At 36.8% G+C, this 17,147-nt stretch carries 20 protein-coding genes; 2 read left to right on the top strand and 18 right to left on the bottom strand.

The window, feature by feature from the left end:
- Positions 1-4 precede the first annotated feature (4 nt).
- From RT41_RS06620 to RT41_RS06610, 3 genes are all read right to left on the bottom strand, one after another.
- On the bottom strand, positions 5-550 hold the full coding sequence (locus RT41_RS06620) for a hypothetical protein (protein ID WP_096818340.1): 546 nt from the start codon (positions 548-550) through the stop codon (positions 5-7).
- A 285-nt stretch (positions 551-835) separates the two neighbouring features.
- Positions 836-1,087 (bottom strand): PadR family transcriptional regulator, encoded by a 252-nt coding sequence (locus tag RT41_RS06615; RefSeq protein ID WP_096818338.1) that lies wholly within the window; start codon positions 1,085-1,087, stop codon positions 836-838.
- A 186-nt stretch (positions 1,088-1,273) separates the two neighbouring features.
- Positions 1,274-1,744 (bottom strand): GNAT family N-acetyltransferase, encoded by a 471-nt coding sequence (locus RT41_RS06610; protein WP_054639637.1) that lies wholly within the window; start codon positions 1,742-1,744, stop codon positions 1,274-1,276.
- A 59-nt stretch (positions 1,745-1,803) separates the two neighbouring features.
- Here RT41_RS06610 and RT41_RS06605 point away from each other — a divergent pair, with 59 nt between their 5' ends.
- The gene (locus tag RT41_RS06605) at positions 1,804-2,073 is read left to right on the top strand and encodes a chorismate mutase (protein WP_054639638.1); all 270 of its coding nucleotides are present in this window, start codon (positions 1,804-1,806) and stop codon (positions 2,071-2,073) included.
- A gap of 52 nt (positions 2,074-2,125) precedes the next feature.
- On the opposite strand, the gene RT41_RS06600 is transcribed toward RT41_RS06605, so the two are convergent.
- From RT41_RS06600 to argR, 15 genes are all read right to left on the bottom strand, one after another.
- Positions 2,126-2,590, bottom strand: a complete 465-nt coding sequence (locus RT41_RS06600) for a hypothetical protein (RefSeq protein ID WP_096818336.1) — start codon at positions 2,588-2,590, stop codon at positions 2,126-2,128.
- A gap of 105 nt (positions 2,591-2,695) precedes the next feature.
- Entirely contained in the window at positions 2,696-2,842 is a 147-nt protein-coding gene (locus RT41_RS10455; RefSeq protein ID WP_180752694.1) for a hypothetical protein, read from the bottom strand.
- Positions 2,839-3,111: a hypothetical protein gene (locus RT41_RS06595; RefSeq protein ID WP_096818334.1), complete on the bottom strand. Its 273-nt coding sequence runs from the start codon at positions 3,109-3,111 to the stop codon at positions 2,839-2,841. The genes RT41_RS10455 and RT41_RS06595 overlap by 4 nt, the downstream gene beginning before the upstream one ends.
- Before the next feature lie 34 nt (positions 3,112-3,145).
- The gene (locus RT41_RS06590; RefSeq protein WP_054639640.1) at positions 3,146-3,478 is read right to left on the bottom strand and encodes a hypothetical protein; all 333 of its coding nucleotides are present in this window, start codon (positions 3,476-3,478) and stop codon (positions 3,146-3,148) included.
- Positions 3,479-3,514: 36 nt separating this feature from the next.
- Entirely contained in the window at positions 3,515-4,855 is a 1,341-nt protein-coding gene (glnA, locus tag RT41_RS06585) for a type I glutamate--ammonia ligase (RefSeq protein ID WP_096818330.1), read from the bottom strand.
- A 59-nt stretch (positions 4,856-4,914) separates the two neighbouring features.
- Positions 4,915-5,283: a MerR family transcriptional regulator gene (locus RT41_RS06580; RefSeq protein WP_054639641.1), complete on the bottom strand. Its 369-nt coding sequence runs from the start codon at positions 5,281-5,283 to the stop codon at positions 4,915-4,917.
- A gap of 167 nt (positions 5,284-5,450) precedes the next feature.
- Positions 5,451-6,452, bottom strand: coding sequence for a Holliday junction branch migration DNA helicase RuvB (ruvB, locus tag RT41_RS06575; RefSeq protein WP_054639642.1), 1,002 nt, complete (start codon positions 6,450-6,452; stop codon positions 5,451-5,453).
- 15 nt (positions 6,453-6,467) lie between these two features.
- Positions 6,468-7,814 (bottom strand): DHA2 family efflux MFS transporter permease subunit, encoded by a 1,347-nt coding sequence (locus RT41_RS06570; protein WP_096818327.1) that lies wholly within the window; start codon positions 7,812-7,814, stop codon positions 6,468-6,470.
- Positions 7,807-8,250, bottom strand: coding sequence for a MarR family winged helix-turn-helix transcriptional regulator (locus tag RT41_RS06565; RefSeq protein WP_054639643.1), 444 nt, complete (start codon positions 8,248-8,250; stop codon positions 7,807-7,809). Before RT41_RS06565 ends, RT41_RS06570 begins: the two co-directional genes overlap by 8 nt.
- A gap of 49 nt (positions 8,251-8,299) precedes the next feature.
- Positions 8,300-8,893, bottom strand: a complete 594-nt coding sequence (gene ruvA / locus RT41_RS06560) for a Holliday junction branch migration protein RuvA (protein WP_054639644.1) — start codon at positions 8,891-8,893, stop codon at positions 8,300-8,302.
- Positions 8,894-8,926: 33 nt separating this feature from the next.
- On the bottom strand, positions 8,927-10,810 hold the full coding sequence (gene mutL, locus RT41_RS06555) for a DNA mismatch repair endonuclease MutL (protein WP_096818325.1): 1,884 nt from the start codon (positions 10,808-10,810) through the stop codon (positions 8,927-8,929).
- Positions 10,811-10,915: 105 nt separating this feature from the next.
- Positions 10,916-11,581, bottom strand: a complete 666-nt coding sequence (locus tag RT41_RS06550; RefSeq protein ID WP_096818323.1) for a membrane-bound O-acyltransferase family protein — start codon at positions 11,579-11,581, stop codon at positions 10,916-10,918.
- Positions 11,582-11,665: 84 nt separating this feature from the next.
- The gene (mutS, locus tag RT41_RS06545; RefSeq protein WP_425435559.1) at positions 11,666-14,272 is read right to left on the bottom strand and encodes a DNA mismatch repair protein MutS; all 2,607 of its coding nucleotides are present in this window, start codon (positions 14,270-14,272) and stop codon (positions 11,666-11,668) included.
- Between the two features lie 66 nt (positions 14,273-14,338).
- Entirely contained in the window at positions 14,339-14,686 is a 348-nt protein-coding gene (locus tag RT41_RS06540) for a YlbF family regulator (RefSeq protein ID WP_096818318.1), read from the bottom strand.
- A complete protein-coding gene (gene argR, locus RT41_RS06535) occupies positions 14,673-15,122 on the bottom strand; it encodes an arginine repressor (protein ID WP_054639646.1) in 450 nt (149 codons plus the stop codon). Before argR ends, RT41_RS06540 begins: the two co-directional genes overlap by 14 nt.
- A gap of 206 nt (positions 15,123-15,328) precedes the next feature.
- Here argR and argS point away from each other — a divergent pair, with 206 nt between their 5' ends.
- A complete protein-coding gene (gene argS / locus RT41_RS06530) occupies positions 15,329-17,017 on the top strand; it encodes an arginine--tRNA ligase (RefSeq protein ID WP_054639647.1) in 1,689 nt (562 codons plus the stop codon).
- Positions 17,018-17,147: the final 130 nt, after the last annotated feature.

The raw sequence follows: 17,147 nt of genomic DNA, 5'->3' as shown, positions 1-17,147 counted from the left end.
TATATCAACCAAACAAGGAAAATATTAATATATTGAGTGCGCCCCATAAAATAAACCAAAGTACATAAATCACCCACTTCACTCTGGTGCGCATTATCCGACTTTCATGCTTAAGTAAGTAGTCATTTATTGGTCCAATTAACTTGAACCCAGAAATGAGAATAAAAGCATCCAATCCGACAAAGTTGTTTAATTTAATTGAAAAATAAAGGAGAAGGAAAAACGTAACTACTAAAAAAGGGCCCCACGACTTGGCGCTACGTCTTATTTTTCGCCAATCGATTTCCCTTGTATTATAGCGTTCTGTTGCCAAATCGATTGCAGTTTTACCATAAAAATCGATTGCCAATTGATTATTGTGATCAAGTTGAATGATTTCAAGCAAAATTTCGCGTTGTAAATCGTTTAATTGATGTCGTCCTACAGCACCATATGAAAATAGTGAGACGTAATCTTTTAAGTATTCACGATAATATATTTTGTTTTCCGTTCTAAGTGAATCAGGAATTTCAATATCTGTATCAAAATGCGACATTAACGGGCTTTTCATTGATTTATTTCCTCAGAAGTAATTATAGCACATTGTGTATTCTTTGGGCAACGGTAATTTTTGTTCAATTTATTGAAATTGAGATTTTTGGCCGCTTTGTAATGCTTCTATATTTTCATTTTTTTGATTAATTCTAAAATATAGAAGCTCTTCGTAAACTTGTTCATCTTTTAAAAAAACTTCGGCTGCGGACAGTTAACAGGAGGGCCTTATAAAAAGATTTATTTTCTTCATTGAGCAGCTCTCGATATTGATTATTTTCGATCATAATATCTTTCGTCTTCATTAATTTATTTCCCCTATTAAGTGTGTCATAGCTGCTGTCAAATTGTCCCAATCTTTTAAGAATTCTTCTAGTCTAGTCTTTCCTGCTAAAGTAATTGTGAAATTTTTCCTTTTTGGTCCCTCAGTTGAAGCACGCATTTCTCCAGCAATTAAACCTGTTCGCTCTAATTTTTGTAGAATTGGATATATCGTACCTGCTGCAATGGACAGAAAGCCCATTTTTTCAAGCTTTTCAGTAATTGCGTACCACACAAGTTTCCCCTTGAGAAATCACAAGAAGCAAGCCCCGTCAAGCGCCCCTTTCAATAATTGTGGATTTATTTCTCCCAACCTGTTTCTCTTTCACTATTTTATATAATATACTACCGTGGTATACACTAGCTAATTTATATTGTCAAGTAGTGAATAAAGAAAAAGCCCGGTCTTCCGAGTTAACTTTTATAACCAAAATTCCATTCCTCGTCGCTGAACACGGAAGCCATTTTCTTCATAAAAAGTTTCTGCTGAACCGGGAAAGTCCCAAACATTTAATTCTATGCGTGAACAACCTATCGTTTTGGCATATGTTTTAATATGGTCCATTAACTCATGACCAATTCCGCTTTTCCTTGCTTTTTCGTCAACGCACAAATCATCTAAATAGAGAACTTTAAAGGGTGCAAGCACGGGATGGTCCACCTGTGTCTTGATTTTTATCATGGCGTAACCCAACACCTCATCGCTTTCATCAACAGCAACAAAAATAGGTTGGTTAATGCTGGCAATCATTTCTTTCACTTGTTGAAGTGAGTATTTACTACTGTCAGCTCTAAAAATATCTGGACGTCCTAGATAATGGTAACGACTAATTTGACTCAGTAACGTCAATAAGACCGGACAGTCTTTTTCTTCTGCTTTTCTAATTTCCATTGTGTTTTCCTTTTGAGAATATTATACACTTTTCAAACTAATTCTGATATAATAAACTCATGAATTTAGATGAAATTAGAAAACAAATTGACGAAACAGATCAGGCATTGACAGCCTTAATTGAGCACAGAATGGTGCTGGTCCTGCAAGTTGCTGAGTACAAAAAAAAGAGCGGGAAAGCCGTTCTTGACAGTAATCGCGAACAAATTGTCCTCGACAAAGTTGGTTCATATGTTAAAAACCCCGACTATCAAGCGTCTATTGTCAGTACTTACAAAGATATCATGGCCCACTCACGTGAATTCCAAACACAATTTTTAAAAAAATAAAGACTTTGTCCAAGCAAAGTCTTTTTTAGATGGATTATTTCACAGCCTCACCTTATAATTCAATCACACCAGCAAACGTATCACGCAATGTCATGAACTCAATAGTAGGTAAATCTAGTAAGACAAGTTTCGTTGATTTGAGCAAATTTTTATCGATCAGAGTATTCAAAAAAGCTTTGATTTCAGTCGTTCCCATTGCAAGGCACTCAACGATTACAAGATGTTTTTTCTTAGTCATTTGTTCAATAAACCAATCAAAATCAGCCTGAGTCATTGCTTCGTCTTCATCGCGACGTTTAACAATTGTTAAATCCTCACCTTCCAGTTGAACTTCTTGTGCTAAATCAGTGATCACACTAGATTGAAATTTTGAAGCACCTGTAATGGCATCATCTGGTTCTGGTTCTGCAATGTCTTCTGGTTCTGCATAGGCTCCACGTTCAACCATCGCAAGTGTCGCAACTTTCCCATATTCCAAGCCTAGAAGTGAGGCCTTCAAACTTTCTGTATTGTCCATATTGTATTCGCTTTCTAATCTTTTACTTAATTAATTTTATCTAATATCTACAAAAAATTCAATAAAACTGTTCTTGAAAATCGATTTGTGTTTTAGTTAGAAATATTATTTCTCACCAGCAAGATAAAATTTCCAAATTGGTAATTTACTAATGTCATTAGGTAAGGTCCATCCCTCAACTGTTTTACCTTCTGGGGGTTCTATTGCAATAACAAAAGAGGCTGCACCTTCATCATAAATTTCTGCATTCAAAAAACATTTTGATTTTCTTCATGGTAATAATAAACTTCCGCAACTGGAGTTTCACTTAAAATTCGATGTGTTTTCTTTAAATCTTGCAACGCAAGCGTAGCCCCTGATAAAAACGATGTTAGGTCAGATCCTTTTAAATATTGCCCTTCCAGATTTACTCTTTTAGGATTAAGCATTTGAAAAGCTTGAGGCAAAGATTTCACTCGATCAATCGAATCAACATAAAGGTTTGATCCTGTTGGAGTAATTCCTTTGTATTTTTGGGTCATCGTTCGTCCTACAAAGTCAGACTGAGAAAAATCGTTAATTTGAATATTGACTGTGTGGATTCTTTCCTTTTTGTCCAATCTCCTTCAGGCCTGACAAATTAAATTGAGAGTTATTATCTGTTTGCGGAGAAAAACTTAGAATGGCACTTTCAAAATACCTTTTCCCATCAAATTGAACCTGTTTAGGTAAGTTAAATTGAGGAGTAGCTATCGTATGCTCCTGGGTTTTTTTACTATCAGAATACAAAATCACGCTCAATATTAAACAAACCAGTACAATTGTTATACTCACGATCAGAGCTACTGGTTTCTTCGTTTGCCTCCCTCCTAATTTTAGCGTTATCATAGCATATTCAATTACTATCAACAATATAAAAAAGCATCCATAGATGCTTTTGATTTCTTAATAAAGTTCCAAATAATTGTCAATTTCCCATTGTGTCACAAACTGTGCGTAAGATGCCCATTCGATCCTCTTTGCTTCCACAAAATTTGTCAAAACATGACTTCCGAGAGCTTCAATAACGACATCATCTTCACGAAGTGCTTTAACAGCATTGTGTAAAGTTGAAGGCAAATCTGTAATTCCATGTTCTCTGCGCTCATCTTCGGTCATCACATAAATATTAGATTCGATTGCTTCAGGTGCTTCAAGTTTATTGTTAACTCCATCAAGACCTGAGGCAAGTAAAACTGCAAGTGCAAGATATGGATTAGCAGTTGGATCAACTGCACGAAGTTCTACCCGTGTTGACATTCCACGGGATGCAGGGACACGAATCAATGGTGAACGGTTACGTCCAGCCCACGCAATATAAACTGGAGCTTCATAGCCTGGCACCAAACGTTTGTATGAATTTACCGTTGGATTTGTTATCGCAGTAAAATTATAAGCATGTTTCAAAAGTCCTGCAATAAAGCTGTGAGCTACATCGGATAGTCCTAAATCCCCATTTGGTTCATCAAATGCATTTTTTCCATCTGCTGTAAACAGTGACATATTACAATGCATCCCCGAACCATTGATGCCAAATTTAGGTTTTGCCATAAATGTTGCATGAAGACCATGTTTACGTGCAATAGTTTTAACGACAAGTTTAAAAATTTGAATGTTATCACAAGCTTTGAGGGCATTCGCATACTTGAAGTCAATCTCATGTTGTCCAACAGCTACTTCATGGTGTGAAGCCTCAACTTCAAATCCCAAATCAGTCAAAACATTTACAATTTCACGACGCGTGTTGCCTGCAAGATCTGTGGGAGCAAGATCAAAGTAACCGCCTTTATCATTGACTTCAAGTGTAGGTTCTTCTTTTTCGTTCAATTTGAAAAGGAAGAATTCTGGTTCTGGTCCGAGATTAAAGCTTTCAAAACCCGCGTCTACCATTTTCTTAAGATTACGTTTCAAGACACCACGTGGATCTCCTGCAAAAGGTTCACCTTCTGGTGTGTAAACGTCACAAATAACACCAGCAACTTTACCATACTCGTCGCCCCATGGGAATACAATCCAAGTGTTTAGGTCTGGGTAAAGATACATATCTGATTCGTTGATACGTACAAAACCTTCAATTGAAGAACCATCAAACATCATCTTATTTTCAAAAAGTTTGTCCAATTGCTCATCCGTAGCAGGTACTTCTACGTTCTTAAGTGTACCGAGGATATCGGTAAACATCAAACGTAAAAACTTGATGTCTTTCTCTTTAACATCTCGACGGATGTCTGCAGCTGTGATTGTCATAAAAAAGTGCTCCTACATTTTTAATTTGATGAAAGAATATAGACCAATGTCAAAAATTCTTACATCCTCGGTTGACTAAAGTGACTGGAATCTGAAAGATTATTAAAACGTCCTTGTTGAGTAAACTCATGCTCTAAGGCTGCGTGAACCTCATTAATTGAAAGTGATCTTGCTTTTTTCACCTTCTGTTTAGCAAAAATTTGCTTTATTTCGGCAACATTATTTCCTTCTGAAAGCAAATCGCTGATTTCAAAAAGGACATCAATGTCATTGAGCGAGTACATTCTTCTGTTCCCTTCATTTCGTTCAGGGAAAATCAAGTGCTGTTCCTCATAGTAACGAATCTGGCGAGCAGATAGGTCTGTCAATTTCATCACCGTTCCAATTGGCAGAACTGCCATTGAACGTCTAAGTTCACGCTCTTTCAATCTGTCATTCCTCCATGTCGTTTATTATAGCCTTTGAAAATGGGACTGTCAAGCATAGATGTTAGATTATCTTACATCGAAATGTATTTAATTTTTTTGTCATAAATAGCAAGAAAAATTAAAAAAAACTGCAATATTTTGCAGTTTTTTTAGCAGTCTTAACAAAATTAGTTTTCGGTAGGGTAAGGGTAACCGAGATGTGCATAAGCTCGCTGTGTTGCTTTTCTTCCTTGTTTCGTACGCATGATAAACCCTTTCTGAATTAGATAAGGCTCATACATATCTTCAACTGTTTCACGATCTTCAGCAATATTGACCGCGATTGTCGAAAGGCCAACTGGTCCTCCAGCATACATTTCTATCATATTTCGCAAAATCTTCTGGTCAATATAATCAAGCCCTTCATTATCGACATCAAGAATGGTCAGTGCTTTATCTGTAATCAATTTGTCAACTGTTCCATTCCCCATAATTTGTGCGAAATCTCGGACACGTTTCAGTAAACGGTTAGCAATACGCGGTGTCCCACGACTTCGCAATGCAATTTCAAGAGCGGCATCATCAATGACATCAACTTCAAAAATGTCAGCCGTCCTCTTGATAATTTCTTCTAGGCTCGTTTCATTATAATATTCCATGTGAGCCGTAATTCCAAAACGTGCCCGTAAGGGGTTCGATAGCATCCCTGCTCGCGTTGTCGCACCGACCAAAGTAAATGGGGGTAAATCCAGGTGAACAGAGCGTGAACCGTCACCATTGCCTAGCATAATATCGATATAGAAATCTTCCATAGCGGAATATAAGATTTCTTCTACTTGCATTGGCAATCGATGTATTTCGTCAATAAATAAGACATCTCCCGGCTCTAACTCATTGAGAATGGCCACCAAATCTCCCGGTTTTTCGATGGCCGGTCCAGCCGTTTGCTTAATGTGAACACCGAGTTCATTAGCAATCACAAATGCCATTGTCGTTTTTCCCAAACCTGGAGGGCCAAACAAAAGAACGTGGTCCAGAACTTCTTCACGCATTTTGGCTGCTTTAATAAAAATTTCTAATTGCTCTTTAATTTTATCTTGCCCAATATATTGACTCAAAAATTGTGGTCGAAGGGATTTTTCCAACGCAACTTCTTCATCCATTGGGTCTTTACTTAAAATATCGTTCATCTTAGCTCTATTATATCATTTTTGTTTGCGCAAAATTGAATAAAATAAAACAAAATTTATTAGCCCCAAAATCAAAAATAAAAGAAAGACGTTATGAGTGCCCAGAGTCATATTTCCAGACTTTGTTGCAATTAAACTGGCAATAACAGTCCCAGCTGATGCTGCAAATTGCTGCCCGGTTTGAAATATTGCATTAGCCGCCCCTTGCTCTTTACGACTAACTTGGGTTACACCATGTGTGTTTGCCGTTAAGAAGCCCATGCTCCGTCCAAAAGTAAAGATGATGTAAATGAAAATAACACTGATGAGTCCTAATTGTTTTGTAAAAATAACAAATAGAATCAGAGATAAAACGAATAAGCTATTTCCAAGCCAAAACCCGATCTTTGGTCCTTTTCGGTCGTAAAGTGCACCAATTGAGCGATTACTCAGCGCCCCAACTAACGTACCTGGGAGTAGTGCTAGTCCAGCCAAGGCACTCGTTAAGCCGATTGAAACCTGTAAATAATTTGGAATAATCATATTCGCTCCAATATTTGAAAATTGAAGTATTGAGTAAGCTATCACCGACAGAGTAAATGCTGAGTTTCTGAAAACGCGGATGTCCAAAAATTCTTTTTCACTATGAAGTGCACGATAAATAAATAAAATAAGACTGATGATAAAAACAATCAACCAAGTCCAATTAAAATGCGTTGAAGTCAATGAATTCAACGATAAAAGTAAACTGATTAAAGTCAATGACATCAAAATGAAGGCAAGTACATCTAATGCCGCTGGTTGACTCTTTTCAGAATTCTCAATAGACTTGAAGCCTAATATAAATGAAACAACTGGGACAATCAAAATTAATCCAAAAATCAGGCGCCACCCAAGATGGTCAATTAAGAGTCCCCCATAAGTAGGACCAATTGCTGGTGCAATACTCATAATCATTCCACCTAATCCCATCCATGCTCCAACATGTTGACGAGGAACACGTAGGAGAATAATATTGAACATCAGTGGAACTGCAATACCTGTTCCAACACCTTGGATTAGCCGAGCTAGAATCAACATTTGAAAATTTACAGACGCCATTCCAACAATGTCTCCCAAAGTAAAAAACAAGAGGGCTGCAAAAAACAAAGGCCGCTCTTGAAATCTTCTATTCAAATAAGAACTTGTGGGCATAACAATTGAAACAGCTAACAGATAAGCTGTTGTAACCCATTGAATGCTTGATAATGGGATTTGAAAAACCTCTTCCAATCGTGGAAATGTGACATTCATACTAGTTTCGGAAAGAATTCCGGAAAAAGCGACCAATGCAACCGCAATAATTGACATTTTTGTTTTAGATGAGACAGTTTGTTCATTCATTTTTTTCACCCCCTTGATGTTGTATAATTCCTAGTAAAAATTTTTGAATGAACAATTTTTCTTCAATTGTCAGTGATGACATAATCGAATCATCATGCATCATAATAAATTTTTTTATTTTAGGTACTAATTCTTCCGATTTTTTGGTCAAATGCAACACTTTCTGACGTGCATCTTTTTTACCTTGGACACGTTCTACAAGGCCATGACTTTCCATCCGTTGCAGAATTGCAGTGGTTGTTGAACGTCGAATATTGAATTCAATTTCAACTTGATTTTGTATCACCTCTTCACCTTGATGGTTGAAAAGAAAATCAATAATCAACATTTGTTGTCCAGTCAGATTGTAAGATGATGCGAATTGGTCGAATTCGCGTGACATTTGATTATTTGCTTTTTTCAATAATTTTCCAATTGAATATTTATTTGTTCGCATACGAACTATTATAACACGATAAAAAAAGTTCGTCAACGAACTAATTTTATTACTTCATCATCAATTTTAAAGCATGCTTAATATATTCCTCACTGGTCAAATTAGGTTCTGCTTCCAAACTTTTCTTAATTTTTGTCAGTTCTGATGCACGATAGCCCAATGCTTGCAAGGCTTCTAGCGCTTCATCAAGAGCTATATTACTCATCGGATTTTCATCAAGTAAGGAAATACCAACTGCACCTGTCGAATCAAATTTACCCGCCAAATCCAAAATCATTTGCATGGCCGTTTTCTTACCCACTCCCGGGAATTTAGTTAAATATTTAATGTCATTATTATCAATAGCATTAATTAATCCCTCATTATCACTTGCAGCAATAATTGCTAAGGCAGATTTGGGACCTATTCCAGAGACACTGATCAGGCGCAAAAAGAGAGCTTTTTCTGATTCACTTACAAAACCGAATAAAGTATGTGCGTCTTCGCGAATCACTTGGTGAACAAAAATTTTCACTGTATTATTCATTTTTCCAGACCAAGCGTATGGATTAGCAACATTAATTAGGTAACCAATCAAATTAGCTTCAATAACAATATAAGTTGGTGTGATTTTGGTAAGTTTTCCATTAATATATTCGTACATTCGTTTTTTCTTTCAGAATTTTATTATTATTTTTTAATTATAGTCTTTCCAACTTGCTGCTTTTGAGCGATGGCTCTCTTGAATTCTTCGAAACATTTTTTGGATATCTTGATCCGAAAAATGAACAATTGTTGGACGTCCATGAGCGCAAGAATATGGGTTCTCACATTGCGCTAGTTCTTTTATCAAGGCTTTTGCTGAGTCGGCATCAAGAGGATCCCCTGCCTTAATCGAACTTTTACAAGAAACCATGGCTGCCAAATCATGCCGGTATTTTTTGAGCGAAAATTGGTCTGATGAGAGAACAATATCTATCATCTCATAAACAACCTTTTCAATTTCAGATTCCTTTAACCAAATTGGATTTTCTCTAAGAATAAATTTATTTTCACCATAATCTTCCAAGAAAATACCAGCCTCATGTAATTTATCCTTTCTTTCAAGTAGCAAAAGGGACTCATTTTTAGGCAAGTCAAAATAATAAGGACTCAGTAATACTTGTTGAGCAATATCTACATCACCAATTTTCTCTTTCCAATATTCATATTTCACACGTTCTTGAGCAGCATGCTGATCTATCAAATAAAGGCCCTCGGGCGCTTGGCAGAGCAAATATGTTCGATGAAGCTGTGCCAAATATTCCAAGTGAGGAAATTCAATCAATGGGACTGGACTTTCATTGAAAGATAATTCATCAAATTGAGTTTCTGATTCAATTTGATGTTCTGACCCCATCGTAACCAATTCCCTTCCCTCACTCTGCTCTTTCTTATGAATTAAGGGTTGATTTACTTCTTCATTAACGAAGAAGTCATGTTTTTCTTTGTCATAATACAAAGAAGAGGACGAGATTGGCAACTCAGTTTGAATATTTTGAGGTTTTACTGCAGGCCGTTTCGCAACATTTTCAAGCGCTTCTGGAATTAAAACACCTTCTGAAAGGGTATCAGTAATTCCTTTTGAGATCAAGGCCATCAGCTCTTTTTCTTTTGATAAACGTATTTCTTGCTTTGTCGGATGCACATTAACATCTGTCAGTTGTGGATCAATTTGAATTGAAAGGACAGCCAAAGGATAGCGACCAACCATAATACGATTGCCATAACCTTCTAATATTGCTCTTCTTAATAAGAAATTTTTAATATATCTACCATTTACTAAGATTGTAATGTAATTTTGATTAGAACGTGTCAATTCTGGCAAACTTACATAGCCAGAAACAACAAAATCTAAATCTTCAGCATGAAACGAACGCATTTTTTTGGCTTGACTAATGCCATAAATAGAGGCAATTACTTGTCTTAAATCACCCGAACCAGTCGTTTTTAAAAGTTCATTGCCATTATTAATTAACTGAAAAGAAATTTCGGGATGAGCCAAGCTCAATCGATTAATCATGTCCGTGATATGCGAAAGCTCTGCTTGCAAAGATCGAATATATTTAAGTCGTGCCGGTGTATTAAAAAATAGATTTTCAACTTTTATTTTTGTTCCTTCGCGCTTAAGGGTCGGTTCTATGGAAATAATTTTCCCGCCTTGAGCCGACAATTTTGTCCCGGAGTTTTCCTCTTTGACACTCGTTTCAAGTGTAAAGTCACTGACAGAAGCAATCGAAGGAATTGCCTCACCGCGAAATCCAAGCGTCCTTATACGGAATAGGTCTGATTTACTCTTAATTTTACTGGTTGCATGACGTTTTAAAGCAATTGAAACATCCGCTTTTTCAATACCTGTTCCGTTATCGATAACCTCAATGAGTTTTAGCCCCGATTCTTCAATTTTAATGATGACTTTTGAACTTCCAGCGTCAATCGAATTTTCAACAAGTTCTTTAACGACACTCGCAGGTCGTTCGACCACTTCTCCGGCGGCAATTTGATTGGCGAGTCCTTCGTCAAGTTCAATAATTTTTCCCAATTCGATCTCCTCGTTTCTCAGCTTTTCTTGTTTTATTATAACATAAAAAAAGCGGTCGCCCGCTTTACTTCTTGGTTATCCAACGCTATATTAAATTGTTAAATCCTAATTAATATTTTGGAAAGAGTTCACATTATCATTGTAGACAAAGAAAATAAACAAGATCAATCCGGCGACAATCAGAATACCCACAACAATATATAGAATAAAGCCAATTAATCCCGCACGGTTCCATCCGTCCATAATTTTTCGAAATTCTTCTTCGTCCCGATAACGGTTATCCCGATTTTCAAGAGCCCATTTTTCACCATTAAAGCCAAAGATAATCGACCAGATAATGCCAAAAAGGGGACCTACTCCAGGAATTGCGACCAGTAAAATGAGTAAACCAAGATAAACGCGATGTGCAACACCAAAGAATAGCGGAAATGCAAAGGCACCCCAGTTCCATTTTGGTTTAATCGGCTCATGCGATTTTTCTGAATTACTTCCTGCCACATCTGCATAAGCATTTGAGCCTAAAGGTGTTAGAATTTGAGAAACTTCTTCATCTTTTGACTGATTTACTTCTGTCAGTACTGATGCTTCGGGTACTTTCACCTCTTCAGCTTTAGAAACTAGAGATGTGCCAAAATCATATTCTGCAGCTGGAAATTCAGGATCCCCAGGCGGTGTGACATGATGTTCTGATTCAAGTTCAATTTGCTGAGTGGATTTTTCAACTAAGGGTTTTGCTTCTGAATTTGATTCTTTTAATTGATCTTCGTCCATGTTTCCTCTCCAATCTACTGTTTATACTTATGAGTATATCAATTTTCTCATGAATTTCAAAATAATTTCATAATAATTGAACGCTTATAAAAGGTCTTTCAAATCCCAAAGAAAGTTCATCGCATCTCTGGCTGTCATATTATCAATATTTGCCTTTTTTAAACGGTCAATAATTTCTGTCGATTGCTCATCAAAATCAAATAAACTTAGTTGTTCATCATGATTTTCTAAGGATTGAACGATAACAGGTTTATTTTCTAATTTTTGGAGAATAATATCTGCTCGTTCCAAAAGTACATTTGGTAAACCAGCAATTTTTGCAACATGAATTCCATATGATTTGTCAGCAGGGCCTTCCGTAATTTTGTGCAAAAAAGTGACATTGCCATTTTCTTCTAAGGTCGCAACATGCACATTTTTCAAATGTTTAAGTGTAGTTTCAAGTTCAGTTAACTCGTGATAATGCGTAGCAAAAAGTGTTTTCGCACCAATTTTATCATGCACAAATTCAATAATCGCTTGAGCTAACGCCATGCCGTCGTACGTTGCTGTTCCTCGGCCTAGTTCATCAAAAATAATCAATGAGTTTTCGGTCGCACTTTGGATCGCATGATTTGCCTCACTCATTTCAACCATAAAGGTTGATTCGCCTGAAATCAGGTTATCACTTGCTCCTATTCGAGTGAAAATGGCATCAAAAATCGGTAGTTTCGCGACTTCTGCTGGAACAAATGAACCAATTTGAGCCATAATAACAGTCAATGCGAACTGACGCATATAAGTCGACTTCCCAGACATATTTGGTCCAGTAATCAGTTGTATCGTTGTATCTTTTGAAAATTCAATATCATTTGGCACATACTCTTGGGCCCCCATAACTGCCTCAACCACTGCATGACGCCCATTTTTTATATTTACAGCCTTATCATGTGGTGTTAAAACTGGACGAATATAACCTTCTTTTTCGGCAATTGTAGCAAAGCTCTGAAGACAGTCAATTTCCGCCACTGCTTTCGCAAGAGCCTGTAATCGTGAAATATACTGCTCTGTAGTTGCACGAACTTTCAAAAAGAGTTCATATTCTAGCGTACTTGACTTCTCTTTTGCTTCCAACATGATTTCTTCAATTTCTGACAATTCTTTTGAGCCAAAACGTTCTGAATTCTTAAGCGTCGCCTTCCGAAAAAAGTGATCTGGAACGCTGCCTAATTGACTTTGTGTGATGTGGAAATAATAACCATCTTTGCGATTAAAATCAATTCTCAGTGTTGAAATTCCAGTCTTTACTTTTTCATCTGCCTCTAATTTAGCAATCCAAGAAGTCCCATTCTCCAATGCTTCACGGTATTTATCAAGTTGTTCGTTGTAGCCTGTCTTGATAATACCACCTTCAGTAATCGTTCGAGCTGCTGTATCATCAATAGCTAAATTAATAAACTCCGTCAGCTCTGGAAGAGCATCCATCCGATTGGCCAGAGAGGACAATAAAGGCTGATTAATACTTTCTAAGATATTTTTAATAATTGGAACATTAGAGAGAGAATTTGCTAATTGTAAAAAGTCAACAGGAACTGCTTTCCCAAACGAAACACGGGAAGCCAACCGTTCCAAATCATAAACGCCCTTGAGCGACTCGATTAAATCCGCACGTTCAAAGAAATTATCAATCAAAATTTGAGTGATTTCCAGACGTTTATTGATTTCATTCACATTTAGTAATGGACGGTCAATCCATGAACGAAGAAGACGAGAACCCATTGCCGTTTTTGTTGAATCTAACAGCCAATACAAGGTCCCATGCTTTTTCCCTTCCCGCTTGTTTGCAGTCAATTCCAATGAAGATTTGGTTGCATAGTCCATTTGGAGAAAATCTTTAATTTCATAGTGTTCAATATTTTGAACATGGCTTAAATCACGCATTTGAGTTCGCTTGATGTAACTCAATAATTTTTGAACAAGCGATTTTTCAAGATCTGTCAGTGCTGACAAATCCATCGGTTCTTGTTCCGCTTTATTTTCTTCTGTTTTCTCAGCAAGAGAAGATAATGCTCTATTCTCAGCTTTGTTTGACAAACTGGAAAGGTTTTGGAATGAATTAACATTAGAAATATTCTCATCCCGCTCAAATTGTTCGGAAATAAGCACATTCAACTGTTGAGTTAATTGTTTAGTTTGCGACTCCTCTAACGGATATCCCGCAACAACTTCATGAGCTTTTAGTGAAGCTATTTCTCCTTTTACAGTCATAAAATCAGGCAGTTCAGTGACTTTAAATTCTCCTGTTGAGAGGTCAATATATGCCAAAGCAAATTTGTTTTCAGCTTGATCAATTGCGACTAAAAAATTATTTTCGCCATTATTTTTTCCGTCAACCATGGTTCCAGGTGTGATGACTTGGGTCACCGCACGTTTGACAATTCCAACTGCATCTTTGGGATTTTCTATTTGATCAGCAACAGCCACTTTATAGCCTAAATCAACCAGTTTTTCAATATATTCACTAATGGCGTGATGAGGTACACCAGCCATTGGGACAGGATTTTCCGAATTTTTATTGCGAGAAGTTAGCGTTAACTCCAAAATTTGTGCTGCATTCACAGCATCTTCATAGAAAAGTTCGTAAAAATCCCCCATTCGAAAAAGTAAAAAGGCATCAGGATAATCTTTCTTGATGTCTAGATACTGTTGCATTCCAGGTGAAATTTTCTCCGGCATTTCTCTCTCTTTTCTCATTTTTTCTATTATAAAAATTAATTCCTACTCATCATCTTCTAATGAAGCATTGACTTTTCCCTCAATCTCGCCAGTCACATATTGCACTAAATCATTTACATCTTGCAACATCAAAAAATATTGTTGAACGAGAGGGTCCTTTTTGAGCTGCTTTTCGATTTTTTGAGCAGCGTGCGAAGTCTCTTTATAGGCTTGCATCTTACCTATCTTACGATAAAGTACTGCATCTCTTTGCAAGCCTTTCATTTGCGTTTGTAAATCAAAAAGTTCAGTCTTAGCATGTAAATTTTGCTCAGCTTTTTTGAATTTTTGGACATATTCAAGCTCTGAAATTTCATTTACCAATGCTTCTACTTTTTCATTGTATAGCATCTTCGATCTCCGTTAAAAGAGCTGTCGCAGCCGTTTCTGAAATACAAGTAATTAAAAGTGTATCCGCACCAGCAATAGTTCCTAGGATAGATGGCCGATTCTCACTGTCAATTGCGTTTGCCAGCAAATCTGCTTCACCTAAATGCGTATGAACAACAACAATCACACTCGCAGCCGCTACCTTTACAACAAATCTAGCGAAATGCATTTGTAAATCGGTATGAGATTCTTTATTTTCATCAGCCAAAAACGAGTAAAAACTTTTGCCATTTTCACGTTTTTTGATGATATTCAATTCACGAATATCACGTGATAGTGTCGCTTGTGTTATTTCAACACCTTCTCGCTCCAAATATACCTGCAGATCTTCTTGAGTTGCAATTTGATGACTTGTAATAATCGATGTAATTAATGTTAATCGTTCAGCTCTCTTCATGTGTATAATTATAACATATTAGTGAGCCATTGATTAGAAAGATTTACATTTTTTATTCCTTTCCGATTACTAAAATTAGTCATTTACTTATCATTTTTTCCACTTAAAATGAGTTTTTTATATGCACATTTCTTTTTTCAACAAAAAGCCTTAGGCTTTGAGATTTATTCACTTTTTTTAATGTAAAATATGATAAAATATAAAGCATGAATGAAAAAAATTTAGTATCGCTTGCTCTTTTCAATGCGCTTGACGGGGCGCTCGAATTGGAACAAATCGAAAAACTCATCGAGAAACCAAAAACTTCCGAACTTGGTGACCTTGCCTTTCCTGCTTTTCAACTCGCAAAAATCATGCACAAAGCACCACAAATAATTGCTGTTGAAATCGCTGAAAAGATTGTTACGACTGGTTTCGAGAAAGTTGTTGCCACAGGTCCTTATGTTAACTTTTTCCTTGATAAAAATGCAGTCGCAAATTCAGTCATCAATGAAATCAACGAAAAACAAAATTATTACGCTGACCAAAATGTTGGAAATGCAGCTAATGTAACCATTGATATGAGTTCACCAAATATTGCAAAACCATTTTCTATTGGTCACTTACGCTCAACTGTCATTGGTGATGCACTCGCCAATATCTACCAAAAAATTGGTTACAATCCTATCCGCATCAACCATTTGGGCGACTGGGGCAAACAATTTGGGATGCTAATCACAGCCTATAAACTTTGGGGAGATGAAGAAGCGGTTCGTCAACATCCAATCGATGAACTCCTAAAACTTTATGTTCGAATCAATGCCGAGGCTGAAGAAAAACCAGAACTTGACGATGAAGCTCGTGATTGGTTCTTAAAACTCGAACGTGGTGACGAAGAAGCCCTCGCTTTGTGGAAATGGTTCCGAGAAGAGTCTCTTGTTGAATTTAAGCGTATCTACGATAAACTTGGTGTAAATTTTGACTCAACTAACGGCGAAGCCTTTTATAATGATAAAATGGACGAAGTTGTCGAATTACTTGAAAATAAGGGGCTTCTTAAAGAATCACAAGGCGCAACAATTGTTGACCTTGAAAAATATGACTTGAACCCTGCCCTCATTAAGAAATCTGACGGGGCAACCCTCTATATCACGCGCGACCTCGCAGCTGCAATTTACCGCAAACGTACTTATGATTTTGCGAAATCGCTTTATGTTGTTGGAGGTGAACAAACCGGCCACTTTAAACAACTTAAAGCTGTTTTGACTGAAATGGGCTTTGACTGGGCAAAAGATATTGAACACGTTTCATTTGGACTTGTTACTCGTGATGGCAAAAAATTGTCTACGCGTAAAGGAAACATCATCCGACTTGAACCCACTATTGACGAAGCCGTTGAGCGTGCCTTATCACAAATCAATGCGAAAAACCCTGACCTAACAAACAAAGAAATAGTTGCTCATCAAGTCGGTACTGGGGCTATTAAATTCTACGATCTTAAGACAGACCGTACAAATGGTTATGACTTTAATCTTGAAGAAATGGTTTCATTTGAAGGTGAAACTGGACCTTACGTTCAATATGCTTATGCTCGAATCCGCTCAATTTTACGTAAAGCTGATTTCAAGCCAAGCGAAGTTGAATTTACAGAAATACCAGCAGAAGCATGGGAAATTGTTAAATTACTCCAAAACTTCTCAACTACTGTAAAACGTGCCGCGGATAAGTACGAACCAAGTATTATTGCTAAATATGCGATTTCACTTGCTCAAGCGTTCAATAAATACTACGCTCATATCCGTATTTTAGAAAAAAATGATGGCCTCCAAAGTCGTCTTGCGCTCGCAAACGCTACTTCTGTCGTACTCAAAGAAGCTCTTCGATTACTTGGTGTAGAATGCCCCGAAGAAATGTAAAATCGTAATAAAAAACAGATTAGCACTCTATACATTGGAGTGCTAATTTTTGAGTGCTTTTTCTTGACAGTCTGACCAATACTGACTATAATAGATAATGAAAGGTAAAACAATAATAACAACTCACCTT

It is taken from the genome of Lactococcus fujiensis JCM 16395, from assembly GCF_002441655.1.
GTDB classification, from domain to species: domain Bacteria; phylum Bacillota; class Bacilli; order Lactobacillales; family Streptococcaceae; genus Lactococcus; species Lactococcus fujiensis.
Note: the sequence above shows the minus strand (reverse complement) of the source record. Positions and strands in the feature narration are given on the sequence as shown.